Origin of the sequence: Pseudomonas sp. 3296, assembly GCF_031456615.1 — a bacterium.
Lineage (GTDB): Bacteria > Pseudomonadota > Gammaproteobacteria > Pseudomonadales > Pseudomonadaceae > Aquipseudomonas > Aquipseudomonas mucoides.
In genome coordinates this window covers 550,321-575,475 of sequence record NZ_JAVDUY010000006.1, presented here as the reverse complement: position 1 = coordinate 575,475, position 25,155 = coordinate 550,321, and the positions used below count along the sequence as shown (strand labels likewise).

Annotated in this window: 25 protein-coding genes; 16 read left to right on the top strand and 9 right to left on the bottom strand. The window is 60.0% G+C overall.

The window, feature by feature from the left end:
- Positions 1-240: 240 nt before the first annotated feature.
- Both J2X66_RS19260 and J2X66_RS19255 read right to left on the bottom strand, forming a co-directional pair.
- On the bottom strand, positions 241-1,734 hold the full coding sequence (locus J2X66_RS19260; RefSeq protein WP_310267170.1) for a CoA-acylating methylmalonate-semialdehyde dehydrogenase: 1,494 nt from the start codon (positions 1,732-1,734) through the stop codon (positions 241-243).
- Positions 1,735-1,799: 65 nt separating this feature from the next.
- Positions 1,800-3,149 (bottom strand): aspartate aminotransferase family protein, encoded by a 1,350-nt coding sequence (locus J2X66_RS19255; protein WP_310267168.1) that lies wholly within the window; start codon positions 3,147-3,149, stop codon positions 1,800-1,802.
- Between the two features lie 123 nt (positions 3,150-3,272).
- Here J2X66_RS19255 and J2X66_RS19250 point away from each other — a divergent pair, with 123 nt between their 5' ends.
- From J2X66_RS19250 to J2X66_RS19225, 6 genes are all read left to right on the top strand, one after another.
- The gene (locus J2X66_RS19250; protein WP_310267166.1) at positions 3,273-4,193 is read left to right on the top strand and encodes a LysR family transcriptional regulator; all 921 of its coding nucleotides are present in this window, start codon (positions 3,273-3,275) and stop codon (positions 4,191-4,193) included.
- Positions 4,194-4,288: 95 nt separating this feature from the next.
- Positions 4,289-4,939: a TetR/AcrR family transcriptional regulator gene (locus tag J2X66_RS19245; protein ID WP_310267163.1), complete on the top strand. Its 651-nt coding sequence runs from the start codon at positions 4,289-4,291 to the stop codon at positions 4,937-4,939.
- A gap of 7 nt (positions 4,940-4,946) precedes the next feature.
- Entirely contained in the window at positions 4,947-5,528 is a 582-nt protein-coding gene (locus J2X66_RS19240; protein ID WP_310267161.1) for a YigZ family protein, read from the top strand.
- Positions 5,529-6,060: 532 nt separating this feature from the next.
- Positions 6,061-7,626: an ABC transporter ATP-binding protein gene (locus tag J2X66_RS19235; protein WP_310267159.1), complete on the top strand. Its 1,566-nt coding sequence runs from the start codon at positions 6,061-6,063 to the stop codon at positions 7,624-7,626.
- Between the two features lie 11 nt (positions 7,627-7,637).
- Positions 7,638-8,741, top strand: coding sequence for an ABC transporter permease (locus J2X66_RS19230; RefSeq protein WP_310267157.1), 1,104 nt, complete (start codon positions 7,638-7,640; stop codon positions 8,739-8,741).
- Positions 8,741-9,667 carry an ABC transporter permease gene (locus J2X66_RS19225; protein WP_310267155.1) on the top strand — a complete coding sequence of 309 codons (927 nt, stop codon included), beginning with the start codon at positions 8,741-8,743 and terminating at the stop codon, positions 9,665-9,667. The genes J2X66_RS19230 and J2X66_RS19225 overlap by 1 nt, the downstream gene beginning before the upstream one ends.
- A gap of 39 nt (positions 9,668-9,706) precedes the next feature.
- Here J2X66_RS19225 and J2X66_RS19220 read toward each other — a convergent pair whose 3' ends face one another.
- Positions 9,707-10,147: a hypothetical protein gene (locus J2X66_RS19220; protein ID WP_310267154.1), complete on the bottom strand. Its 441-nt coding sequence runs from the start codon at positions 10,145-10,147 to the stop codon at positions 9,707-9,709.
- A gap of 84 nt (positions 10,148-10,231) precedes the next feature.
- Here J2X66_RS19220 and J2X66_RS19215 point away from each other — a divergent pair, with 84 nt between their 5' ends.
- The 3 genes from J2X66_RS19215 (at position 10,232) to J2X66_RS19205 (ending at position 12,863) form a co-directional block, all read left to right on the top strand.
- A complete protein-coding gene (locus J2X66_RS19215) occupies positions 10,232-10,582 on the top strand; it encodes a MerR family transcriptional regulator (RefSeq protein WP_059181680.1) in 351 nt (116 codons plus the stop codon).
- A gap of 25 nt (positions 10,583-10,607) precedes the next feature.
- Entirely contained in the window at positions 10,608-11,294 is a 687-nt protein-coding gene (locus tag J2X66_RS19210; protein ID WP_310267152.1) for an SDR family oxidoreductase, read from the top strand.
- A gap of 210 nt (positions 11,295-11,504) precedes the next feature.
- Complete coding sequence (locus J2X66_RS19205; protein ID WP_310267150.1) at positions 11,505-12,863, top strand: 8-oxoguanine deaminase; 1,359 nt, start codon at positions 11,505-11,507, stop codon at positions 12,861-12,863.
- 16 nt (positions 12,864-12,879) lie between these two features.
- On the opposite strand, the gene J2X66_RS19200 is transcribed toward J2X66_RS19205, so the two are convergent.
- Positions 12,880-13,968, bottom strand: coding sequence for a calcium:proton antiporter (locus J2X66_RS19200; protein WP_310267148.1), 1,089 nt, complete (start codon positions 13,966-13,968; stop codon positions 12,880-12,882).
- Positions 13,969-14,266: 298 nt separating this feature from the next.
- Between J2X66_RS19200 and J2X66_RS19195 the strand changes: the two genes are divergently transcribed.
- The 3 genes from J2X66_RS19195 (at position 14,267) to J2X66_RS19185 (ending at position 17,494) form a co-directional block, all read left to right on the top strand.
- Complete coding sequence (locus J2X66_RS19195) at positions 14,267-15,349, top strand: BMP family ABC transporter substrate-binding protein (protein ID WP_310267146.1); 1,083 nt, start codon at positions 14,267-14,269, stop codon at positions 15,347-15,349.
- A 143-nt stretch (positions 15,350-15,492) separates the two neighbouring features.
- A complete protein-coding gene (locus J2X66_RS19190; RefSeq protein ID WP_310267144.1) occupies positions 15,493-16,458 on the top strand; it encodes a 2-oxoglutarate and iron-dependent oxygenase domain-containing protein in 966 nt (321 codons plus the stop codon).
- An 82-nt stretch (positions 16,459-16,540) separates the two neighbouring features.
- Complete coding sequence (locus J2X66_RS19185; protein WP_310267142.1) at positions 16,541-17,494, top strand: adenosine deaminase; 954 nt, start codon at positions 16,541-16,543, stop codon at positions 17,492-17,494.
- A 120-nt stretch (positions 17,495-17,614) separates the two neighbouring features.
- Here the strand turns inward: J2X66_RS19185 and J2X66_RS19180 are convergent, their stop codons facing one another.
- The 3 genes from J2X66_RS19180 to J2X66_RS19170 all read right to left on the bottom strand — a co-directional run bounded on the left by J2X66_RS19180 (position 17,615) and on the right by J2X66_RS19170 (position 21,113).
- A complete protein-coding gene (locus J2X66_RS19180) occupies positions 17,615-18,997 on the bottom strand; it encodes an MFS transporter (protein WP_310267140.1) in 1,383 nt (460 codons plus the stop codon).
- A gap of 135 nt (positions 18,998-19,132) precedes the next feature.
- Positions 19,133-19,867, bottom strand: a complete 735-nt coding sequence (locus tag J2X66_RS19175) for a helix-turn-helix transcriptional regulator (RefSeq protein ID WP_310267138.1) — start codon at positions 19,865-19,867, stop codon at positions 19,133-19,135.
- Between the two features lie 316 nt (positions 19,868-20,183).
- Positions 20,184-21,113: a LysR family transcriptional regulator gene (locus J2X66_RS19170; protein ID WP_310267136.1), complete on the bottom strand. Its 930-nt coding sequence runs from the start codon at positions 21,111-21,113 to the stop codon at positions 20,184-20,186.
- A gap of 118 nt (positions 21,114-21,231) precedes the next feature.
- Here J2X66_RS19170 and J2X66_RS19165 point away from each other — a divergent pair, with 118 nt between their 5' ends.
- The 3 genes from J2X66_RS19165 to J2X66_RS19155 all read left to right on the top strand — a co-directional run bounded on the left by J2X66_RS19165 (position 21,232) and on the right by J2X66_RS19155 (position 22,954).
- Positions 21,232-21,525 carry a putative quinol monooxygenase gene (locus tag J2X66_RS19165; RefSeq protein WP_310267134.1) on the top strand — a complete coding sequence of 98 codons (294 nt, stop codon included), beginning with the start codon at positions 21,232-21,234 and terminating at the stop codon, positions 21,523-21,525.
- A 91-nt stretch (positions 21,526-21,616) separates the two neighbouring features.
- Entirely contained in the window at positions 21,617-22,630 is a 1,014-nt protein-coding gene (locus J2X66_RS19160; protein ID WP_310267131.1) for a zinc-binding alcohol dehydrogenase family protein, read from the top strand.
- A 150-nt stretch (positions 22,631-22,780) separates the two neighbouring features.
- Complete coding sequence (locus J2X66_RS19155) at positions 22,781-22,954, top strand: hypothetical protein (RefSeq protein ID WP_172825920.1); 174 nt, start codon at positions 22,781-22,783, stop codon at positions 22,952-22,954.
- A gap of 8 nt (positions 22,955-22,962) precedes the next feature.
- Here the strand turns inward: J2X66_RS19155 and J2X66_RS19150 are convergent, their stop codons facing one another.
- Positions 22,963-24,159 carry a multidrug effflux MFS transporter gene (locus tag J2X66_RS19150; RefSeq protein WP_310267129.1) on the bottom strand — a complete coding sequence of 399 codons (1,197 nt, stop codon included), beginning with the start codon at positions 24,157-24,159 and terminating at the stop codon, positions 22,963-22,965.
- 136 nt (positions 24,160-24,295) lie between these two features.
- On the bottom strand, positions 24,296-24,493 hold the full coding sequence (locus tag J2X66_RS19145) for a cation transporter (protein WP_027921856.1): 198 nt from the start codon (positions 24,491-24,493) through the stop codon (positions 24,296-24,298).
- Between the two features lie 147 nt (positions 24,494-24,640).
- On the opposite strand from J2X66_RS19145, the gene J2X66_RS19140 reads away from it, so the two are divergent.
- On the top strand, positions 24,641-25,024 hold the full coding sequence (locus J2X66_RS19140; RefSeq protein WP_310267128.1) for a hypothetical protein: 384 nt from the start codon (positions 24,641-24,643) through the stop codon (positions 25,022-25,024).
- Positions 25,025-25,155: the final 131 nt, after the last annotated feature.

The following is a 25,155-nucleotide window of genomic DNA, read 5'->3' as shown; positions in this document are numbered from 1 at the left end:
TGTCAACACCTCTTTTTCAACTCCTTTCGGACTTCGATGACCTGAAGCCGCTTGCTGCCGAAAACTGCGTAACTCTTTGTTTACCAAGGAGTTTTTCGTTTCGACTGCGCCGGAAGTGGGGCGAATTATAGACATCCAGAATCTGCCGTCAATCTTTAATTTCACAATTCTGTCATATAAGGCAAAAAAGCCCGAAAACACAAAGGCCGGCCCCAAGGGGCCGGCCTTCTTCCCTTCTACTTACAAGCTAGGGAACGCAAATTGCGACGCCTCATGGCTCGCACGTTGCGGCCAGCGCTGGGTGATGGCTTTGCGACGGGTGTAGAAACGCACACCGTCCGGACCATACGCATGCAAGTCGCCGAACAGCGAACGCTTCCAGCCACCAAAGCTGTGGTAAGCCACCGGCACCGGCAACGGTACGTTAACGCCGACCATGCCCACTTCGATCTCATCGCAGAACAACCGCGCCGCTTCACCGTCACGGGTAAAGATGCAGGTGCCGTTGCCATACTCGTGATCGTTGATCAGCTGCATCGCCTCTTCAAGGCTGTTGACTCGAACAACACACAGCACTGGCCCGAAGATTTCTTCTTTATAGATGCGCATCTCTGGCGTGACGTTATCGAACAGGCAGCCACCCAGGAAGAAACCTTCCTCATGACCGGCCACGCTCAAGCCACGACCGTCGACCACCAGGGTCGCGCCCGAATAAACGCCGTCTTCGACATAACCACTGACCTTGTCGCGCGCCTGACCGGTGACCAGCGGCCCCATGTCCAGACCACAGGTAGTACCCGCACCGATTTTCAGCGCCTTGATCTGCGGCACCAGTTTTTCCACCAGTGCATCCGCCACTTGGTCACCGACGCACACAGCCACCGAGATCGCCATGCAACGCTCGCCGCAAGAACCGTACGCCGCGCCCATCAGTGCGCTGACGGCGTTATCCAGATCCGCATCCGGCATCAGCACCGCATGATTCTTCGCGCCGCCCAGTGCCTGGACGCGTTTGCCGCGCTTGGTGCCTTCGGCGTAGATGTATTCGGCAATCGCCGTCGAACCGACGAAGCTCAGTGCTTTGACTTCCGGTGCTTCGATCAGCGCATCCACCGCAGCCTTGTCACCGTGCACAACGTTCAGCACGCCTTTAGGCAGACCGGCTTCCAGCAACAGTTGAGCAATCAGCAACGTGGAACTCGGATCGCGCTCGGACGGTTTGAGGATAAAGCAGTTGCCGCAGACGATTGCCAGCGGATACATCCACAGCGGCACCATCGCCGGGAAGTTGAACGGGGTAATACCGGCCACCACGCCCAACGGCTGGAAGTCCGACCAGGCATCAATGTTCGGCCCGACGTTACGGCTGTATTCACCCTTGAGGATTTCCGGCGCAGCGCACGCGAACTCGACGTTCTCGATACCGCGCTTCAATTCGCCGGCCGCATCTTCCAGGGTCTTGCCGTGCTCTTCGCTGATCAACTGAGCAATGCGTGATTCGTTCTGTTCCAGCAGTTGCTTGAAGCGAAACATTACCTGGGCACGTTTGGCTGCCGGCGTGTTGCGCCAGGCCGGGAATGCAGCCTTGGCCGAGTCGATGGCTTTTTGAATGGTTTCGCGGCTGGCCAATGGCAGCTTGTGGATCGCCTGGCCGGTAGACGGGTTGAACACGTCGGCCGTGCGACCGTCTTCGGTCACCAGTTCGCCATTGATCAAATGCGGGATAAGGCTCATGTAACGCTCCTGAAAAGTTGTCCACAGGCACCCCGTTGAAGGACGCCTCTATATAGAAGAGAAAATCAGTCGATCTTGTTCAGCACTTCGCCGACCGCGTCGAACAGACGATCAAGGTCTTGCGGCTTGCTGTTGAAGGTTGGGCCGAACTGCAGGGTGTCGCCGCCGAAGCGCACATAGAACCCGGCTTTCCACAGCGCCATACCCGCTTCGAATGGACGCACGATCGCGTCACCATCACGCGGCGCGATCTGAATCGCACCGGCCAGACCGAAGTTACGAATGTCGATGATGTTCTTCGAACCTTTCAGACCGTGCAGCGCATTTTCGAAATGCGGTGCCACGTCGGCCACGCTCTGCACCAGGTTTTCCTTTTGCAGCAGGTCGAGTGCAGCCAGCCCAGCGGCACACGCTACCGGGTGCGCCGAGTAGGTGTAGCCGTGCGGGAATTCAACCGCGTACTCAGGCGTCGCCTGGTTCATGAAGGTCTGATAGATCTCGGAGCTGGCAATCACCGCGCCCATCGGGATCGCGCCGTTGGTGACTTGCTTGGCGATGCACATCAGGTCCGGGGTCACGCCAAAGCTGTCGGCGCCGAACATCGAACCGGTACGACCGAAACCGGTGATCACTTCGTCGAACACCAACAGGATGTTGTGCTGGTCGCAGATCTCGCGCAGACGCTTCAGGTAACCCTGTGGTGGAACCAGTACCCCAGCGGAACCGGCCATTGGCTCGACGAACACCGCAGCGATGTTCGAAGCGTCATGCAACTCGATCAGCTTGAGCAGTTCATCCGCCAGGGCGATACCGCCCTCTTTCGGCATGCCACGGGAATAAGCATTGCTCGCCAGCAAGGTGTGAGGCAGGTGATCAACGTCCATCATCGCCTGACCGAACATTTTGCGGTTGCCGTTCACACCGCCGAGGCTGGTGCCGGCGATGTTCACGCCGTGATAACCACGGGCACGGCCGATCATTTTAGTCTTGGTCGCCTGGCCTTTCAGACGCCAGTAAGCACGAACCATCTTCACCGCCGTGTCAGCGCACTCGGAACCCGAGTCAGTGAAGAACACGTGATTCAGATTGCCCGGGGTCAAGTCGGTGATTTTCTCAGCCAGCTGGAACGACAGCGGATGGCCGTACTGGAAACCTGGCGAGTAATCGAGGGTGCCTAATTGCTTGGCGACCGCTTCCTGAATTTCCTTGCGGGTATGCCCGGCGCCGCAGGTCCACAGACCGGACAGCGAATCGTAAACCTTGCGGCCCTTGTCATCGATCAGCCAACTGCCTTCAGCCGCCACGATCAGACGCGGGTCGCGCTGGAAGTTACGGTTCGCGGTATAGGGCATCCAGTGAGCATCAAGCTTGAGCTGGCTGGCTAGGGAAGACGGGGCGTTTTCAGGCAAGTTCATGGGCAAAACCTCGCAGGCAATAAGCGGCACAGAGATCAAAAGCGTTCTTGCAGCTAAATTGCCACGGAGATAAAGTCTGTGAAATCCAACTTTTCTAACGTTCAGTCAGGCCTTCACTAAACTATGAGCACGCGTCGTCCCGATCCACTGGCGCAAGTCAGCGACTTTGATATCCGCTTGTTGCGGATCTTTCGCAGCGTGGTCGAGTGCGGCGGCTTCTCGGCGGCGGAAAGCGTGCTGGGGATCGGTCGCTCGGCCATCAGCCAGCAAATGAGCGATCTGGAACAACGCCTTGGCTTGCGTTTGTGCCAACGCGGTCGCGCCGGGTTTTCCCTGACCGAAGAAGGTCGCGAGGTGTACCAATCGGCCTTGCAGCTATTAAGTGCGCTGGAAAGTTTCCGCACCGAGGTCAATGGCCTGCACCAGCACTTGCGTGGCGAATTGACCATTGGCCTGACCGACAACCTGGTCACCCTCCCCCACATGCGCATCACCCATGCCTTGGCACAATTGAAGGAGCGCGGCCCCGACGTACAGATTCAGATCCGCATGATCGCGCCCAATGAAGTGGAGCAAGGTGTGCTCGATGGCCGCTTGCACGTCGGCGTCGTGCCGCAGGCCAGTGCGCTGTCGGGGCTGGAATATCAGCCGCTCTATAGCGAGCGCTCGCTGCTGTATTGCGCAGTCGGCCATCCGCTTTTTTACGTCGACGACAAACAACTCGACGATAACCGTCTCAACAGCCAGGACGCGATCGCGCCGACCTTCCGACTGCCAGCGGAGATCCAGGCCCATTACCAGGCACTCAACTGCACCGCCAGCGCTTCGGACCGTGAAGGCATGGCGTTCCTGATCCTGACCGGCCGTTACATCGGCTACCTGCCGGATCATTACGCCAGCCTCTGGGTGCAACAAGGTCGCTTGCGTGCACTGAAACCCACCGCCCGCTTCTATGACCTGAGCCTTGCATCCGTCACGCGCAAGGGCCGTCGCCCGCATCTGGTACTGGAGAGTTTCCTGGAAAGCCTCGCTGCGACGCGCTGAACAACCGAAGAATCCTGTGACCCGGGACTTGTCTGAAGCCCGTGGGTGCGCTATCAACGCACTGGTTGCACCCACCTACCTGTCTGGAAGTGCCTATGTCCTTTGAAGTCCCAGCTCACGGCGGTAAACCCGCCAGCCGCATTCGTCAGAAGAACGAAGAGACCATCATCAAAGCCGCCGAAGACGAGTTCGCCCGTCACGGGTTCAAAGGCACCAGCATGAACACCATTGCTCAGAATGCCGGGTTGCCCAAGGCAAACCTGCATTACTACTTCACCAACAAACTCGGTTTGTACGTGGCGGTGCTGAGCAACATCATCGAATTGTGGGACAGCACCTTCAACACATTGACTGCGGAGGATGATCCGGCCGAGGCATTGACCCGCTACATCCGCGCGAAGATGGAATTTTCCCGGCGCCAGCCACAAGCGTCACGCGTCTTCGCCATGGAAGTGATCAGCGGCGGCGAATGCCTGACCGAGTATTTCAACCAAGACTACCGCGCCTGGTTCCAGGGCCGGGCTGCGGTGTTCCAGGCGTGGATCGACGCCGGCAAAATGGACCCGGTCGATCCGGTCAACCTGATCTTCCTGTTGTGGGGCAGCACCCAGCATTACGCCGACTTCGCGACCCAGATCTGCCGAGTCACTGGGCGTACCAAGCTGACCAAGCAAGACATGGAAGAAGCCGGCAACAACCTGATCCGCATCATTCTCAAAGGCTGCGGCCTGACTCCTTCTATTTAAGATACCTATGCCTTTTACCCTCAGCGGCTTTTGCGAATACCGCGAAGATATTCGCAAAAGCCGCTTCATCACCTTCGCTGCGCCGATCTCAAGTCCGGCTGACGCCCAGGCGTTCCTCGAACAGCACAGCGACCTTAATGCTTCGCACAATTGCTGGGCATGGAAACTCGGCGACCAGTACCGCAGCAACGACGATGGCGAACCCGGCGGCACCGCAGGCCGACCGATTCTGGCGGCGATCGAAGCACAGGACTGCGACCAGGTCGCGGTGTTGGTGATTCGTTGGTACGGCGGCATTCAATTGGGCACCGGCGGCCTCGCCCGGGCGTATGGCGGCGGTGCCAACAAATGCCTGCAATCGGCGTCCAAGGTTGAGCTGATCAGTCGAGTCCCCGTCAGTTGCGCCTGTGCCTTCAGTGAACTGGCGCTGGTGAAACTTCGCGTGACGGAACTGGGCGGGCTGATCGTGGAAGAAACGTTCACCGCTAACGGCGTCGAACTGCAATTGGCGATGGGAAAAGCACAGATTCCTGCCCTGCAAACACAACTGGCGGACTTGAGTCGCGGACGCATTGTGCTGCAGCACTGAGCGCACCAACAACGTTCACCCTTATTCCGTCGACGTCGGGATTTTGCCCACATCTACTGTGCACCCGGCTGTGGATAACCTGAGCACATGTGTCTGTAACCCTTCTGTCATGCGGGTTTGCGGGCTTTGTTCATTTTTCGTCCAATTTCCCACCACCAACGTTAAATTCAAGTAAAAACAAACAGTTAGCGCGGGTTATCACCTTTAGAAGATAGCCGCACGGTACTTATGCCCGACGTTGGAGCTTGCGCACAAATACTGTGGAGCAATCTGTGGATAACCCGTTCATGGTCGTCCCGACCCCATGTCCGGCATGGCTTGCGGGCTACTGTTCATTTTTTAACCAACCCCCTGCGAGCAAAACTGGAGCCTGATCAACGGCTTCGCCCTCAAGTGGTGCCTGTCCCGGCGTCGATAGATCGTAACGCACTGACCTTGAGGCCTGTGCTTGCACGGATTTTCAGCTTTCCTGACTCAATGGCCAGGAAATTGCTTTATCCACAAGCATCACGCCCATCGACCCGAGTCAGTCATGTCCTACCCCGTGCCGATCCCCGATCAAACACCCCGCCTGCAATTGCGCCACATCAGCAAACGCTACCCCGGATGCCTGGCCAACGACGCCATCGACCTGACCATTGCGCCTGGCGAAATCCATGCCTTGCTTGGGGAAAACGGTGCTGGCAAAAGCACGTTGATGAAGATCATCTACGGCGTCACCCAGGCCGATTCCGGGGAAATGATCTGGCAAGGACAACGCGTGAACATACGCAATCCTTCCCAGGCGCGTGGTCTTGGGATCGGCATGGTGTTCCAGCATTTCTCGCTGTTTGAGACATTGAGCGTGGCGCAGAACATTGCCCTGGCGATGGGCGCGGCGGCCGGTACACCGAAACAATTGGAACCGAAGATTCGTGAAGTGTCCCGCCGTTATGGCATGGCGCTGGAGCCCGAGCGACTTGTCCACAGCCTGTCGATTGGCGAGCGGCAACGGGTGGAAATCATTCGGTGCCTGATGCAAGACATCCGCCTGTTGATCCTCGATGAACCGACCTCGGTCCTGACCCCGCAAGAAGCCGAAGAACTGTTCATCACCTTGCGCCGACTCGCGGCCGAGGGCTGCAGCATTCTGTTTATCAGCCACAAGCTCGGTGAAGTCCGGGCGCTGTGCCACAGCGCCACCGTGTTGCGCGGCGGTCGAGTGGCCGGGCATTGCGTACCCGCCGAGTGCTCGGACCGGCAACTGGCGCGGCTGATGGTCGGCGAAGTCGCCGAGACAATTACGGACTATCCGAAGGTGGTAGGTGGCGGGGTGTTTCTCAGCGTCAGTCGGTTGTCATGGCTCAATCCCGATCCGTTCGGCTGTTCGCTGAAGGACGCTGATCTTGAAGTGCAAAGGGGTGAAATCGTCGGCATCGCCGGTGTCGCGGGTAATGGTCAGGATGAATTGCTGGCGTTACTCAGCGGCGAAGAACGGCTGACCCGAAACAACGGCGCAACGATCCGTTTCGCCGGGCAAGCGGTCGCCCACCTACGGCCCGATGCACGACGCGAACTCGGCCTGGCCTTCGTCCCCGCTGAACGACTGGGTCACGGCGCCGTGCCGGAATTGAGCCTCGCCGACAACGCGCTGCTCACGGCATTTCAACAAGGACTGGTCAGCAACGGCTTGATCCAGCGTCGCAAGGTCGAAGCGTTGGCCGACGAGATCATCCGTCGCTTCGGGGTCAAGACACCCGATGCCCAGACACCGGCCCGCAGCCTGTCTGGCGGCAATTTGCAGAAATTCATCCTCGGCCGGGAAATCCTCCAGCAACCCCGATTGCTGATCGCCGCACACCCGACCTGGGGCGTGGACGTCGGCGCCGCCGCAACCATTCACCGTGCGCTGATTGCCTTGCGCGATGCCGGCGCGGCGATTCTGGTGATCTCCGAAGACCTCGACGAATTGTTCCAGATCAGCGACCGCCTCGGCGCGTTGTGCGGCGGTCGCCTGTCGCCACTGAAAGCGACCGTCGACACACGCTTGATTGACGTCGGCGGCTGGATGGCCGGCCAGTTCGACGCCCCTCACTCACCTGCACCCGCATCGGCTTAACGGAGTTTTCCATGCTGCTTTCTCTCGAACCCCGTGGCCAGCAATCACGCCTGATGCTCTGGTGCTCGCCGTTGCTCGCGGCGGCCCTGACGCTGGGCTGTGGCTCATTACTGTTTATCGCGCTGGGACACGATCCGTTGCTGACCTTGCACATCTTGTTGATCGCGCCGATCAGCGACTGGTATGGCGTCTCGGAACTGCTAGTCAAAGCGTTGCCGATTTTGCTCTGTGCATTGGGGCTGGCCGTGGCCTATCAGGCACGAATCTGGAACATCGGCGCAGAAGGTCAATTGCTGCTCGGCGCGTTGGCCGGCAGTGCCTTGGCGGTGAACATCATCGATCTGCAAAGTCGCTGGGCGCTGGTGTTGATTCTGTTGGTTGGTACCTTGGCCGGCGCGGTGTGGGCCGGGCTGACTGCGTGGTTGCGTACGCGCTTCAACGCCAACGAAATCCTCACCAGCATCATGCTCAATTACATCGCCCTGAACCTGCTGCTGTTTTGTGTACATGGGCCGCTGAAGGACCCGGCCGGGTTCAATTTTCCGGAGTCGGCGATGTTCAGTGACTTCAGCCGTTTGCCGTTATTAATGGAGGATGGCCGGGTTCACGCCGGGGTGTATTTCGCCTTGCTGGCGTTGGTCGCCGTGTGGGTGTTGCTGCAAAAAAGCTTTGTCGGTTTCCAGATCAAAGTGCTGGGGCTGGACAAGCGAGCGGCGGGTTTCGTCGGGTTTCGCGAGAAGCGTCTGATCTGGCTGGCGCTGTTGATCAGCGGTGGTTTGGCGGGGTTGGCCGGCGTGTGCGAGGTGACCGGGCCGATCGGCCAATTGGTGCCGCAGGTCTCGCCGGGCTATGGCTACGCGGCGATCACGGTGGCGTTTCTCGGGCGACTCAATCCCGTCGGCATTCTGTTTTCCAGCCTGCTGATGGCGCTGCTGTACATCGGCGGCGAGAGCGCGCAGATGAGCATGAACCTGCCGCAAGCCATCACTCAATTGTTCCAGGGAATGATGCTGTTTTTCCTGCTGGCCAGCGATGTGCTGATTCTCTACCGACCACGCTTGAACGTGCGCTGGGCCCGTCGCGCACCAGCCACCGTACCTGCAGGAGCGCTGTGATGGATATCGATCTGCTGAGCAATATTTTCTATGCGATGGTCCGTTGCGGCACGCCGTTGCTGTTGGTGGCGTTGGGTGAATTGATCTGCGAGAAGAGCGGCGTGCTCAACCTCGGCCAGGAAGGGATGATGCTGTTTGGCGCGGTGATCGGTTTTATCGTCGCGCTGAACAGCGGCAATCTCTGGCTCGGCGTGCTGTTGGCGATGCTCGCCGGGATGCTGCTGTCGTCGCTGTTTGCCTTGGTGGCACTGGTGTTCAACGCCAATCAAGTGGCCACCGGGTTGGCGCTGACCATCTTCGGCGTAGGCCTGTCGACGTTTGTCGGGGCGGCGTGGGTCGGCAAACCGCTGGCCGGATTTGAGCCGGTGGCGATCCCGTACTTGAGCGAGATCCCGCTGATCGGGCGGATGATGTTTGCCCAGGATCTGTTGGTGTACCTGTCATTCGCGTTGTTTGCGTTGGTGGCGTGGGTGATTCTGAAAAGCCGCGTCGGACTGATCATTCAAGCCGTTGGAGAAAACCCGGACGCGGCCAGCGCGATGGGCTTGCCGGTGTTGGGTGTGCGCACGCTGGCGGTGTTGTTTGGCGGTGCGATGGCCGGGTTGGCCGGGGCGTATCTGTCCCTGGCGTACACGCCGATGTGGGCGGAGAACATGAGCGCCGGGCGCGGCTGGATTGCGCTGGCGCTTGTGGTGTTTGCCAGTTGGCGGGTGTGGCGCTTGCTGCTGGGGGCGTACCTGTTCGGGCTCGCTAGCATCCTGCATCTGGTGGCGCAGGGGTTGGGGCTGGCGATTCCGTCGAGCCTGCTGGCGATGTTGCCGTATGTCGCGACGATTGTGGTGTTGGTGTTGTTGTCGCGGGATGCCGTGCGGACAAGGTTGTATGCGCCGGTGTCGTTGGGGCAGCCGTGGCAGGGTGGGCATTAGGATTGAATCGACCGCCCCCTTCGCGAGCAAGCTCGGCGCCTACAGGTTTGGCGCTGCGCCCGTAGGAGCATGGCTTGCCAGCGATGGCTGCCGAACTGGCAACACCTGAACCACGCCCCAAGCCAATTCAAAGACCAGGAAAACCACTAACAGCGAACTGGCCCCATGCAGCAAGGCATACAGTTGCCAAGCCGAAAACAGGAATCTTCCAACCGCGTCATACCGCCCAAACACCTGCTGCGGATCCCGAATCCGCAGCACCGCCCAAACGCACACAATCGACCCCAACAGATTTGCCATCAGCATGTGCATCGGCTCAAACGCCGGTAGTGTTCCAGGCAAATCCAACGCCTGACTCAACCCCGTCAGTGCCCCAAGCAAACCCGCAAAACTCCACGGCGTGACAAACGCCGCTGTCACGATCAAGTCATACCAGGCACTGCCCCGCACCACCCGGCGATATTGCGCTGAAGTCCACATCGGCCCTGCTCCAAATATATTCGAGGAGCAACAAGGCTAAAGCCTGGAGTATGCTCCAAGGTCAAGCCCTCTCGAGACGTCAACATGCGCATCGGTGAATTAGCCCAGGCCAGCGCCGTCAGCCGTGACACGCTACGGTTTTACGAGCAACGCGGATTGATCGCGGCGCAACGCAGCGCCAATGGTTATCGCGACTACCCGGCAGACATGGTGCAACTGGTGCAGTACATCAAGACCGCTCAAAGACTGGGTTTTACCCTCGGCGAAATCGGCAACAGCGTCGCGGCAATCCGGCAGTCGCCTGATCCAGACAGCGCCGTCACGCAATTGCTGCGAGACAAACTCAAACTGATCGAAACCCGGATGGATGAACTCGGCGCGTTGCGTCACGAGTTGCAACAACGGCTCGGGCAACGCTGTCCACTGAATCCGTGAACCTCTTTTTTCAAGGAAGCCACTCATGTCCAAGGCAAAAACCGCGCTCATCATCGGAGCCTCACGAGGCTTGGGCCTCGGCCTGGTGAAAACCCTGCTGGCCGACGGCTGGCACGTCACCGCCACCGTGCGTAACCCGCAAAACGCCGACGCCCTGCGGGCCGTGGGCAACGTGCGAATCGAGAAACTCGACATGGACGATCAGTCAGCGGTGATCGCCCTCAGCCAACAGCTCAAGGGCGACGTGTTTGACCTGCTGTTCGTGAATGCCGGGGTCAAGGGCCCGGACGTTCAAACACCGGGCGGCGCGACGCTGGCCGAGGTTGGCCAGCTGTTTTTCACCAACGCCGTGGCCCCGATCAACCTGGCCCGACAATTCGTCGGGCAGATTCGCCCGGACAGCGGCGTGCTGGCGTTCATGAGTTCGGTGCTCGGCAGCGTGACCATGCCGGACGCACCGGAACTGGCGCTGTACAAGGCGAGCAAGGCGGCACTGAACTCGATGACCAACAGCTTTGTGACGCAACTGGGTGAGCACAAACTGACGGTGCTGTCACTGCATCCGGGCTGGGTGAAAACCGACATGGGCGGTGAAGGTGCGGACATTGATGTGGACACCAGCACCCGTGGGCTGGTTGATCAGGTAAATGCCTACACCGGCAAGGGTGGGCATCACTTCGTGAATTACCGAGGTGAAACCATTCCCTGGTAATCACCACACAATTCCCTGTGGGAGTGAGCTCGCTCCCACAGGGGGATCATTCCAGACAAGGGATTTTTGTTGTCTGGTCGGGTCGGGCTTGCCGGGCGCTGCGTTTTGTCCGAAACTCCGCACCTCGCCCCCGCGGCGATCCTGGATCAGCAGACAGGGTAATCACTGAGCTGGCAACCCTGAACCCCACTTTCAGAGGAGCCGGCCAACATGCCCGCATCCCGTACCTGGTTAAAAAATCCCCTCGCTATCTTCACTGCCAATGGCCTCGATGCCCGTGGCGGCCTGGTTGTGCAAGACGGTGTGATCGTTGAAGTGCTCGCCGTCGGCCAGCAACCGTCCGCGCCCTGTGGACACGTTTTCGATGCCCGCGAGCATGTGATCCTGCCGGGGCTGATCAACACCCATCACCATTTCTACCAAACCCTGACCCGCGCCTGGGCGCCGGTGGTCAATCAGCCGTTGTTCCCGTGGCTGAAAACCCTGTACCCGGTCTGGGCTCGCCTCACCCCGGAAAAACTCGCCCTCGCCACTAAAGTCGCGCTGGCCGAGTTGCTGCTGTCTGGCTGCACCACTGCGGCCGATCACCATTACCTGTTTCCCGAAGGCCTGGAAAACGCGATCGACGTGCAAGTCGAAAGCGTCCGCGAACTGGGCATGCGCGCCATGCTCACCCGCGGTTCCATGAGCCTCGGCGAGAAGGACGGCGGCCTTCCACCGCAGCAGACCGTGCAGGAAGGCCAAGTGATCCTCGACGACAGTCAACGCTTGATCGCCGAGTACCACGAACGCGGCGACGGCGCGCAAATCCAGATCGCCCTGGCGCCATGTTCGCCGTTCTCGGTGACTCCGGAAATCATGTCCGCCAGTGCTGAACTGGCAAACAAACTCGACGTGCGCCTGCACACGCACCTGGCCGAAACCCTCGACGAAGAAGATTTCTGCCTGCAACGTTTCGGCCTGCGCACCGTGGATTATCTGGACAGCGTCGGCTGGCTCGGCCCGCGTACGTGGCTGGCCCACGGCATCCACTTCAATCCGGACGAAATCGCCCGCCTCGGCGCAGCCGGCACCGGTATCTGCCATTGCCCAAGCTCGAACATGCGCCTCGCTTCCGGCATCTGCCCGACGCTGGACCTGACAGCGGCGGGCGCGTTGCTCGGGCTGGGCGTGGACGGTTCGGCGTCCAACGATGCGTCGAACATGATGCTCGAAACCCGCCAGGCGCTGTACATCCAGCGCCTGCGTTATGGTGCGGAGAAGATCACGCCGGAACTGGTATTGGGCTGGGCGACCAAGGGTTCGGCGAGTCTGTTGGGGCGTACCGATATCGGTGAGCTGGCGGTTGGCAAACAGGCGGATCTGGCGTTGTTCAAACTGGATGAGCTGCGTTTCTCCGGCAGCCATGATCCGGTGTCGGCGCTGCTGCTGTGCGGCGCAGATCGGGCGGATCGGGTGATGGTCGGTGGCAAGTGGCGAGTGACTGATGGGCAGGTTGAAGGGCTGGACCTCAAAGGATTGATTGCCGATCACAGCCAGGCCGCTCGCCAACTGATCGCCGGGACCTGATTCGCCACCTGATCAACTACAGGCCCAACAGCGACAACATGATGAATGTCGCGAACAGCACAAAGTGGGTCATCCCTTCGATGGCGTTGGTTTCGCCATCGTTGAGGTTGATCGCACTGACGATCAACGTCAGGAAGATCATCACCGTCTGCACCGGCGTCATCGCCATCTGAAATGGCTGGCCGGTATACAGCGCCATGGCTTCCATCACCGGCACGGTCAGGATCACCGTCGATAGCGACGCCCCCATCGCAATGTTGACCACCGACTGCATCCGATTGGCCAGCGCCGCACGCAGTGCCGTCAGTATCTCCGGTGCCGCCGAAATGGCCGCGACCAGAATCGCCGTAATCACCGGCGGAGCGCCCGTCCCTTCCAGCCCCAGATCGAGGGTCTTGGACATCACTTCGGCCAGCGCACCGATCACCACCACGCCAAACACCAACGTGCCGATACTCAGCGTCACATTGACCGGTTCGGCTTCTTCTTCCAGGACTTTCCGACGGCGTTTTTCAGGGTAGCTGTAGCTGAAAAAGTAACTGTGCGGCCCGACCTGCATCCGCAGGAACAACGCATACAGCACGACCATGGCACCGATGGTGAAGCCCGAATAAATCTTCCAGTTGGCCGCGGGAATGAACTCCGGCACCACCATCGACACGCCCATGGCCGTGAGGATCATCACGCTGTAGCTGCGCGCCGAATCATCGTTGTAGGACTGCTCGCCGTGCTTGAGCCCGCCCATTAATGCGGCGAGGCCGAGGATGCCGTTAATGTCGAGCATCACCGCCGAGTAAATCGTGTCGCGCACCAGAGTGGACGAGGCTTCGTTGCTCATCATGATCGCCAGGATCACCACTTCCACCAGCACCGCCGCCAGCGTCAGGATCATCGTGCCATAGGGGTCGCCAACTTTTTCCGCCAACAGCTCGGCGTGATGGGCGACGCGCATGGAGGCGGCGACGATGAACGCAATCAACACCAGCCCGGCGGCCAGCGCGACCGGTTGGCCGCTGTGGAGCATCCAGTGCTCCAGCGGGTACGCGACAACGGCGGCGAACATGGCCAGCAGCAGAAATGTTTCTTGCTTGAGGTGTGTGAACATTGCGGGCCTTTTTGCGCAGTGAAGCGAAAGCAGAGTGATGAGCTACTGACTGCGGTGAAGCGCTAACGTTTCGTTACACCTTAGCGCACCAGTGGATGGCAGCCGTGATCGGCCATGCACTTTTATTGGCCTTGCAGTCCCCTTCGCGAGCAGGCTCGTTCCCACAGAGATATACGGTCCGCTGTGGGAGCGAGCCTGCTCGCGAAGGCCTTACCTCGGTTCTGAAGACTTTGTTGTCCTGTTGGTCAGCAATTTGCATTACCCCTTCCAACCACAAAACAAAATGGAGTTGGAATTCATGCATAAACGTCCGCTGAAGAAGCTGCTTTGCGCCGTCGCCGCCGCCATCGGTCTGAGCGCCAGCCTGACCGCCAGTGCCGCCGACCCGCTGAAAGTCGGCTTCGTCTACATCGGTCCGATCGGTGACCACGGCTGGACGTATCAGCATGAACAGGGGCGCAAGGTGCTGGCCGAGAAATTCGGTTCGCAGATCACCACCAATTACGTGGAGAACGTCGCGGAAGGCGCCGACGCCGAGCGGGTAATCCGCAACATGGCCAAGGACAACTACGACCTGATCTTCACCACCTCCTTCGGCTACATGAACCCGACCCTGAAAGTCGCCAAGCAATTTCCCAAGGTGACCTTCGAGCACGCCACCGGCTACAAGCAGGACAAGAACCTCGGCACCTATCTGGCGCGCACCTATGAAGGGCGCTACGTCGGCGGCTTCCTCGCGGCGAAGATGACCAAGACCAAGAAGATCGGCTATGTCGCCTCCTTCCCGATCCCGGAAGTGATCCGCGACATCAACGCCATCCAACTGGCCCTGAACAAGTACAACCCCGGCACCGAGATCAAGGTGGTGTGGGTCAACTCCTGGTTCGATCCGGGCAAAGAGGCGGATGCCGCCAATGCGTTGATCGATCAGGGCGTGGACGTGGTGTTCCAGCACACCGACAGCCCGGCGCCGATCCAGGCGGCAGAACGTCGCGGTGTGTATGCCGTCGGCTACGCTTCGGACATGGCGCACTTCGGGCCGAAAGCGGTGCTCACCTCCATCGTCAACGACTGGGGCCCGCACTACATTCAGGCGACCCAAAGCGTGCTCGACCACGATTGGAAGTCCCAGGATTACTGGGGTGGATTGAAGGAAGGCACGGTTGAGTTGCCGATCAGTGACGTGGTGCCGGCACCGGTGAAAGCTGAAGCCGAGCAGATCATTGCGGACATCAAGAGCGGTGCGCTGCACCCGTTCACCGGGCCGATCAAGGATCAGGCCGGCGCAGAGAAAATTGCCGCGGGTGCGACGGCGAGCAATGCGCAGCTGGCATCGATGAACTACTACGTTGAAGGCATGAAGGCCGAGATTCCGAAGTAATCCTTCAACCCAGCACAAAACCCTGTAGGAGTGAGCCTGCTCGCGATAGCGGAGTGTCAGACGCTATCAATGTCGACTGACACGCCACTATCGCGAGCAGGCTCACGCCTACAATGAATTTTCAGCGTTCTTGAGAATTGCGCATGAACCAACTCCCGATCATCGACATCGCCCCGCTCTACAGCGATGACCAAAATGCGTGGACAGCCGTCGCTACCGAAATCGATCTCGCTTGCCGCGAATGGGGCTTCTTCTACATCAAGGGCCACCCGATTTGCGCGCAAAGCATCGCCGCCGTACTCGATCACGCCCAACGCTTTTTCGCCCAACCCACTGCGCAAAAGCTGAAAATCGACATCACCCAAACCCGCCATCACCGCGGCTACGGCGCCATCGCCACCGAACAACTCGACCCGAGCAAGCCCAGCGACCTGAAGGAAACCTTCGACATGGGCCTGCACCTGTCAGCCGATCACCCCGAAGTCCTGGCGGAAAAACCTTTGCGCGGGCCTAACCGTCATCCGTTGCTGCCCGGGTGGGAAGCGCTGATGGAGCAACACTACGTCGACATGCAGGCCCTCGCCCAAACCCTGTTGCGTGCGATGACGTTGGCCCTGGGCATCGAGCGGGATTTTTTCGACAGCCGTTTCAACGAGCCGGTCAGCGTACTGCGGATGATCCATTACCCGCCCCGCCACACTGCCAGTTCCGCCGAACAACAAGGCGCCGGCGCTCACACCGATTACGGTTGCATCACCCTGCTGTATCAGGACGCAGCCGGTGGCTTGCAAGTGCGCAACGTGAAAGGCGAATGGATTGACGCGCCACCGATTGAGGGCACGTTCGTGGTCAACCTCGGCGACATGATGGCGCGCTGGAGTAACGACCGTTACCTGTCGACGCCGCATCGGGTGATCAGCCCGTTGGGCGTGGACCGTTATTCGATGCCGTTCTTCGCCGAGCCGCACCCCGACACACGCATCGAATGCCTGCCCGGTTGTCAGGATGACGTGCACCCGGCGAAATACCCGGCCACCACCTGCGCCGAATTCCTGCTCTCGCGTTTTGCCGATACCTACGCCTATCGACGGGAACCGGAAGCGGTGTGATCAACCGGCTGGTCAGGTTTTGCTAAATGTTTCTACGAGCATCTGTAGAATGCTCGCCATCTGCACCTGATGAGAAAAGACCATGTACGACTGGCTGAACGCCCTGCCCAAGGCAGAACTGCATTTGCACCTCGAAGGCTCGCTGGAGCCTGAGCTGCTGTTCGCCCTGGCCGAACGCAACAAGATCGCCCTGCCGTGGAGCGACGTCGACACCCTGCGCAAAGCGTACGCCTTCAACAACCTGCAAGAATTTCTCGACCTGTATTACCAGGGCGCCGACGTGTTGCGCACCTCGCAGGATTTCTACGACCTGACCTGGGCGTACCTGTTGCGTTGCAAGGCGCAGAACGTGATTCACACCGAACCGTTCTTCGACCCGCAAACCCACACCGACCGGGGCGTACCGTTCGAAGTGGTGCTCAACGGCATCGCCGCTGCGCTCAAGGATGGCGAGCAGCAACTGGGCATCACCAGCGGTTTGATCCTGAGCTTCCTGCGCCACCTGAGCGAAGACGAGGCGCAGAAAACCCTCGATCAGGCGTTGCCGTTCCGCGATGCGTTTGTCGCCGTGGGCCTGGACAGTTCCGAGATGGGACACCCGCCGAGCAAGTTCCAGCGCGTGTTCGACCGTGCCCGTCACGAAGGCTTCCTGACCGTGGCCCACGCCGGTGAAGAAGGCCCGCCCGAGTACATCTGGGAAGCCCTCGACCTGCTGAAAATCCAGCGCATCGACCATGGCGTGCGCGCCATCGAAGACGAGCGCTTGATGCAGCGGATCATCGACGAGCAGATCCCGCTGACCGTGTGCCCGTTGTCCAACACCAAGCTCAAGGTGTTCGATCACATGTCCCAGCACAACATCCTCGACATGCTCGAGCGTGGCGTGAAAGTAACGGTGAACTCCGATGACCCGGCGTACTTCGGCGGCTACGTGACCGAGAACTTCCACGCGCTGTACACCGACCTGGGCATGACCCAGGATCAGGCCAAGCGCCTGGCGCAGAACAGCCTGGATGCGCGGCTGGTAAAACCATAAGCCACACCGCATAACCCTCTTGTAGGAGTGAGCCTGCTCGCGATAGCGGTGTGTCAGACACTAACAATGTCAACTGACACTCTGTCATCGCGTGCAGGCTCACTCCTACAAGGATAGTGATCAGTCGACGACCACTGCTTCCGTCAACTCCTCCAGCGTCTTCCCTCGCGTCTCCATCCCGAACACCCACACTACCCCCGCCGCAATCGCAAAACACATCGCCCCCAACGCGAAAACCCCGCCCTGCCCGGTCACCGGAAACACCAACCCCGTCACCAACGGACCGAGCAACGAGCCCACCCGGCCAATCGCCGAGGCAAACCCCGAGCCGGTAGCGCGTGCAGACGTGGGGTACAACTCCGGCGTGTAGGTGTAGAGCACCGCCCACATGCCGAACAGGAAGAACTGCATCAACAGCCCCGACGCGATCAACAGGCTGACATTGCCGCCAAACACTGCGCTTTGCCCGTAGAGAAACGCCATCACCCCGCCGCCGAGCAAGGTCACCACGCACACCGGCTTACGCCCCCAACGCTCCACCAGCCAGGCGGCCATGAGGAAACCGGGAATCCCGCCGAGGGAAATCAGCACCGTGTAATACACCGACTGGGTCACGGCAAAACCCGACTGCTGCAGCAAGGCACTGAGCCAGGACGTGAGGCCGTAGAAACCCAGCAAGGCAAAGAACCAGACGCTCCAGATCATCATCGTGCGCTGGCGATACTGCGGCGACCAGATCTGTTGCAACGCGGAAAAGAAGTTGCCTGGCTTGGTCGCCACGTGCGGCAGCCGGACCGGCTCAGGTAAGTCCCCACGTCCCAGCGACACACGCACACGCTCTTCGATCCGTCGCAGCACCGTGTCGGCCGCCGCATGATGCCCGGCCTGTTCCAGCCAGCGTGGCGACTCGGGAATGAAAAAGCGGATCGCCAACACAAACACCGCCGGCACCGCCAGAACGAGGAAGATGTCCCGCCAGCCAATCACCGGCAACAGAAAATAGGACAGCACCCCGGCCGCGACAAAACCCAGCGGCCAGAAACCGTCCATCAACGCGATGTAGCGCCCACGCCGTTTGGCCGGGATCAGCTCGGACAACATCGACTGGGCAATCGGAAACTCCATGCCCATACCGATGCCCAGGAGGATTCTGAACAAGGTCAGCGTTTCAACGTTCTGCGCCGTGGAACACAGGTAACTGGCGATGCCCCACAGCACGATGCTCCACTGGAACACCGGCTTGCGACCAAAGCGGTCGGCCAGCATGCCCGACAGTGAGGCGCCCAACACCATGCCGAAGAAACTCGAACTGGCCAGCAACCCGGCCTGCGCCGAACTCAGGCCGAACTCGGTTTTGATCGAGCCGAGCAGAAAGGTCATCATTGCCAGGTCCATGGAGTCGAAGAAAAACGCCAGGGCAATGATGATGAAAATGATCCGGTGATAACCGCTGATGGGCAGACGTTCCAACCGTTCTGCCGCGCTGAAGCCTCGTGTTTCCATGCCACATCCCCCCATCCGAAAGTCCCTGGGTCGAGTGTGCGCGATAGCGTCTGGCGGCTATTGCTGGATGCGACCTGTCCACAGCTCTGAACGACGCCTGGACACGAGACCGGCAGACGTCGACATCAGGACGCTCTAAAGCGCCATTTCCAGTTCGGTTTCCTTGGCGAAACGATGGATTTCACGCTGCCCCGCAGCAGTGATCTGCAAGGCGCGGGATTCGTTGGGCAGGCTCAACCAGCCCGATTGCATGAACAGCTGCAACAACGCCGCCCCCAGTGAACCGCCCATGTGCGGGCGTCTTTCGCTCCAGTCCGGGCAGGCGCAGGCCACTCGACTGTTGCGATGGGCCAGCGCCTGGATGAACACGCCGCGTGTCGCCAGTTGCGTCGAGCCTTTATGGGTAATCATGACCCGCTGGTCGATCTGTTCGATCCAGCCTGCGTCCAGCAATCGCTGGTAAAGGTCGGCGGCCAGGGTGCCGCCCAAATGGTCGTCGCACAGTCTCGCCCGCAGCAGTGAAGATGGCGCCGCATGAGGTTTGGCGATGGGATTGGGGCGCTTGAAAACATCCGGGACTTCCCGTGGCGTACTGGCCAGCGTGGCGCTGGCCAATGCCTCGATGGCCGCGCCGATTTCGGGGGCAGCCAGGCGGAAAAAACGCTTTCGCCCGCGAACATCAACTTTCAACAGACCGCCTGCGGACAATCGCCCCAAGTGCGCGCTGGCCGAAGAGGGTGACAGGCCGGCCAACAACGCCAGCTCTTCGGTATGCCGCGCCGCGCCGTCCATCAAGGCCCACATCATTGCGCTGCGCTTTGGGTCAGCCAGTAACGTGGCGATCTGGCTGATGCAAGGTGCATGTTCCATGTATTCACTCCCTGTTGAATCGTTTCATCTGCTGCTCAGAGACATCTTGACCAGTAATGTGTCGTCGGCCAAGACGCGGAAACCGCCATTAGCCGGGCAAAGTCCCCCGCTCACCCGAGCCATTTCTTCGCAGCCAGGGCAAAGGTCGGGTACTTGAACGGAGTGCCTGCCGACTGTAACGCGGACTCGCCATCGCGAGATCGACGGTGCGTACATGAGGCGGGCGCTAGTATAAGCGGGTTAACCGCCGGTTCCTGCCCTTGGGAAACCGTGGGTGCTGATAGTTGCTGACAGAAATTTCGCTATTTGCCTGCGACTATTGATCGTTGCCCGATATCGTCGGGAATTGTCTGCCCAAATCAGCGCATCGGCTGGCAAGCATTTCCCTCAGCAGGTTCACAGGCTTACTCAATTGTGCGCGATGGGCGCACAGCAAATTCAGCGGTGCGCGCTCACAGAGCAGTTCCGGCATCAACACTTTCAACCGTCCGGCGAGCACATCAGCGGCGACATCGAGCCAGGACTTGTAAGCGATCCCCGCGCCGGCCACCGCCCACAGGCGCACCACATCAGCATCGTCACTGAAACGATCACCGCTGACCGTCAGGCCGACCTCGCGCTTGCCGTCATGGAAACTCCAGTGATCGTGGACCCGACTGCCCAGCATGAACAATAAACAATTGTGCTGGGCCAATTGCTCCAGCTGCCGGGGTTCGCCGTGTCTGGCCAGGTAACCCGGCGCGGCGCACAGGACACGGCGGTTCTGCGCAGCGATGGGCAGCGCCACCAGGCTTGAGTCCTCCGGCTCGCCATAGCGCAGGGCGATGTCGACCGGCTGCCGGAACAGATCGGCGATGCGATCACCCAGCAACAACCGCACGGTCAGCCTCGGATGTTCGCGCTGAAATTCGTCCAGCCACGGCAATAACAGGTTGCGGCCAAAGTCCGACGGGGCGGACAGCTGCAGAATCCCGCTGACCTGATCCTGACCACTGGCCAGCAAACGGCGCCCTTCATCCAGGTTGCTCAGGGCCGCCCGGGCATACTCCAAAAAGCCCTCGCCTTCGGCCGTCAGGCGCAGGCTGCGGGTGGAGCGTGCGAGCAAGCGGGCACCAAGTTGTTGCTCGATGCGCTTCAACGCCGCGCTGGCCACCGCCGCGGACATGTCCATCACCCGCGCCGCCGCCGACAGGCTTCCCAGATCGGCAGCGCGGACGAACAGCTGCAAGTCATCGAAACGCAGCATTTTCAGCCTCGATTATCAAAAAAATATTGAAAGAGACTGCTCTTTTAGCGGGTTTTATCTTGCGGCGAAATAGCCAATCATCTGTGCCATCGAATTCATCACGCTCCCGGAGTCGTCCATGTCCCAGCCATTTACCGCCATCGCCACCCTCATCGCCAAAGCCGGCCAGCAAGACGCCCTCGAACAGCACCTGCACGCCCTGCTGGAACCGACCCGCGCCGAGGCCGGTTGTGGTCAATACGATCTGCACCAGGACCTCGCCAATCCCCTGGCCTTTTACATGATCGAACAGTGGAGCAGTGATGAAGCCCTGCAAGCGCATGACGCCAGCGCCCACATCCAGAATTTCCGGGCCAAGGCCGGCGACTTCCTCGAACACTTCGACCTCAAGCGCCTGCGTACCGTGGCCTGAGCCGACGCGCACTTTGTTGCAGCTGGCGACAGCTGCTACAGATCGGCATCAGGCCTACCTCTTCTCTTTATTACCTTTCGGAGTTCCTTGGATGAAAGCCATTGCCTACTACAATTCGCTGCCGATCAGCGACGAGCAATCCCTGCAAGACATCGAGCTGCCAGAACCGGTTGCCGGTCCGCGCGATCTGTTGGTGGAGGTCAAAGCCATCTCGGTCAACCCGGTGGACACCAAGGTCCGCCAGAACGTCCAGCCTGAAGAAGGTGCAGCCAAGGTGCTAGGTTGGGACGTGGCCGGTGTGGTCACGGCCGTCGGCAGCGAAGTGACCTTGTTCAAGGTCGGCGACAAGGTTTTTTACGCGGGCTCCATTGCGCGTGCCGGTGGCAACAGCGAACGCCATGTGGTGGATGAGCGGATCGTCGGCCACATGCCGAAAAACCTCGGTTTCGCCGAAGCCGCCGCACTGCCGCTGACCGCCATCACGGCCTGGGAATTGCTCTTTGAACGCCTGCAAGTTCGCGAAGGCAACACCGATGAAGGCCAGAGTCTGTTGATCGTCGGCGCGGCCGGTGGCGTGGGTTCGATCCTCACGCAATTGGCCAGCCAGCTCACCGGGCTTAAGGTCATCGGCACCGCCTCCCGTCCGGACACCCAAGACTGGGTTCGTGAATTGGGGGCAGACCTGGTAATCGATCACAGCCAACCGCTGAGCGACGAACTCAAGCGTGCCGGCGTGGACGCCGTGACCCATGTCGCCAGCCTGACCCAGACCGATCAGCATCTGGACCAATTGGTCGAGGCACTGGCGCCCCAAGGCAAACTGGCGCTGATCGATGACCCCAAGTCGCTGGATGTGACCAAGCTCAAACGCAAGAGCCTGTCGCTGCACTGGGAGTTCATGTACACGCGCTCGCTGTTCGAAACCGCGGACATGATCGAGCAGCACAAACTGCTCAACCGCGTTGCCGGGCTGATCGACGCTGGTACGTTGAAAACCACGGTCGGCGAGCATTTCGGCACCATCAACGCGGCCAACCTGCGCCGTGCACATGCACTGCTGGAGAGCGGCAAAGCCAAGGGCAAGATTGTGCTGGAAGGCTTCTGAAATATGTTGAAACAGTGTCGCTCAGCAATGAGCGACACCGTCAGTCCGAAGGTTGACGCCTGTCACAATAGCGATCGTATTCGGGTCTACAATCGAAACCTCTGCGGCACAATCTTTACGTAGCACCTTTTACGAGAGGAGAGGTCAGCAATGAAGATCCTGATAAAAGAAGTGGCTAAATCTCAGTGGCAAGTCCGTCTGGACCAGCATGCCGTGACCTTTCGCAGTGAAGCCGAAGCACTGGCCTTTACCCGAACCCTCGAAGCCCGCCTGTACGCTCCCCACCAGATTCCCGGTCGCCAACAGCAGCGCGCTGCTGGCTGAGCCCGTCCTCAAACCTGGGCTTGTGCCAACGCCCGGGCATTTTGCAGGCGCCGTGTGAGCATCGCCATGCTCACCACCAACACTCCGCACAGGCTGATGACCATCGCCATCGGCACGGCGCTGCCATCGTGTAAAACACCCACAAGCGCAGCCGCACCGGCGGCGACGGTGAACTGCAGGCACCCAAGCAATGCCGACGCACTGCCGGCACGGGCGCCCTGCCCGTTCATGGCGCACGCCGACGCATTGGGCAGGATGCAACCGAGGCTGGAGATGCAAATAAACAGCGGGATCAGCAACGGCCACAGGTGCTCAGGGTGCAGCGCACTGACGGCGAGCAGCGCCAGGCCGGCGGTCAGGTAAACCCACACGGCACGCGCCAGCAGGAACGCCGGGCCCCGCTTGGCCAGCAATCGCGCATTGACTTGCGCCACCAGAATAAACCCCGCCGCGTTCGTGCCGAACAGCCAGCCGAAATGCTCGGCCGGTATGCCATAGAGTTTGATGAACACGAACGGTGATCCGGCGATGTAGGAAAACATCCCGGCAATGGCGATGCCGCCTGTCAAGGCGTGACCGAGATACACCCGATCAGACAACAGGCGACCGTACTGCCGCAATGCCCCCGCCAACGGCTGACGTGGCATATGCGCGGGCAGACTTTCCGGTAACCCGAGTGCCACGGCCAAGGCAGCCAGGGCACTGAAACCAGACAACGCCAGGAAGATCGACTGCCAACCCGTGGTGTTGACCAGCAAGCCGCCGAGCATCGGCGCGAGAATCGGCGCCAGGCCCATGACCAGCATCAGTTGCGAATAAACTTTCGCCGACCCCACGGCATCGCATTTATCGCTGACCACCGCGCGGGAAATCACCATCCCCGCACAACCGCCCAACGCCTGGACAAAACGCGCGCCGATCAGCCATTCGAGGTTCGGCGCATAAGCGCAAGCCAGCGAAGCGAGGGTGAACAGACCGACGCCGGTCAGCAACGGGATACGCCGTCCAAAACGATCGGCCACCGGGCCGTAGGCCAACTGACCGATCGACAAACCGAGGAAGTAAGCCGCCAGGGTCAGTTGGACATGTTTTTCATCGGTGCCGAAGGCCAGGGCCATTGCCGGGAAGGCGGGCAGATAGAAGTCGATCGCCAGCGGACCGAAAGCGGTCAGGGCGCCAAGAATCAAAATGGTACGGAAATTCATCAGGCATCCAGTTGAGCATGGGGCGGCAGGCCCCACAGTCTAGCCGCGCATGAACGCCTTGAACATTCCGATAGCTCGCTAACTATTAAAAACACGCTGAATGAATGTAGATTCCCTACAGGGGGATTGCGTTGGGTCAGGCGACTTTGGCGTCGTAGCCTTCTTCGGTGATCGCGGCGATTACCTGCTCAACCGTCAACGCGCTCTCAACCCCGACTTCCTTGGCCGCCAGATCGACCCGCACGCTGGCCGCCGGATCCTTGGCCTGCAACGCCTGAGTAATGGCTTTGACACAGTGACCGCAAGACATGCCCTGAACGTTGAACACTTGCATGGTGTGGCTCCTTTATTGAGGTTGCGAACAGTCTCGAGCTTGCCACTATGGCAAGGTCAAGTTCTTCAACAATCTGCCGGGCTGGCAATCGGCGTCGTGCTCGGCCAAGCTGCGTGCATCAATGACTCGATTTCAGGAGATTCAGCCATGCGCTGGTCAGCTCTCAGCCTGTTTGGCTTGCTCAGCCTCTTTGCCGCGACACCTTCAGTTCAAGCCGCCGGGGAGGACTATGGTGTACTGATCATTTCCCGCGAGCGCCTGGAAGTCGCGACCTCCTGCGAAATCGGTGTGTACATCCAGGACCAACTGTCCGCACGACTGTTCCAGGAACAAAGCACCTCGTTCAACCTGCCACCGGGCGCCGTGTCCCTGCGCCTCAAACTGCTGCCGGGCCAGGTGCCGGGTTGCAACCCGGGCATGCTCGCGCCGGGTTCGCAGATCATCTCGCTCAAGGCGGGGGATGTGTTGAAGTTCCGGATCGCGATGACGCAGGAAGGGATGTACCTCAAGCCTGCTTCTCTCGAATACTGAGCAAATCCAATGTGAAGCCCTGTGGGAGCGAGCAAGCTGCTCCCACAAGGTTCTGCCCAGGTATAAATATGGGTGCTTGACCTTGCCCGCATGGCAAGGTTGATCCTGTAGACATCTACTACAGGGAGTAC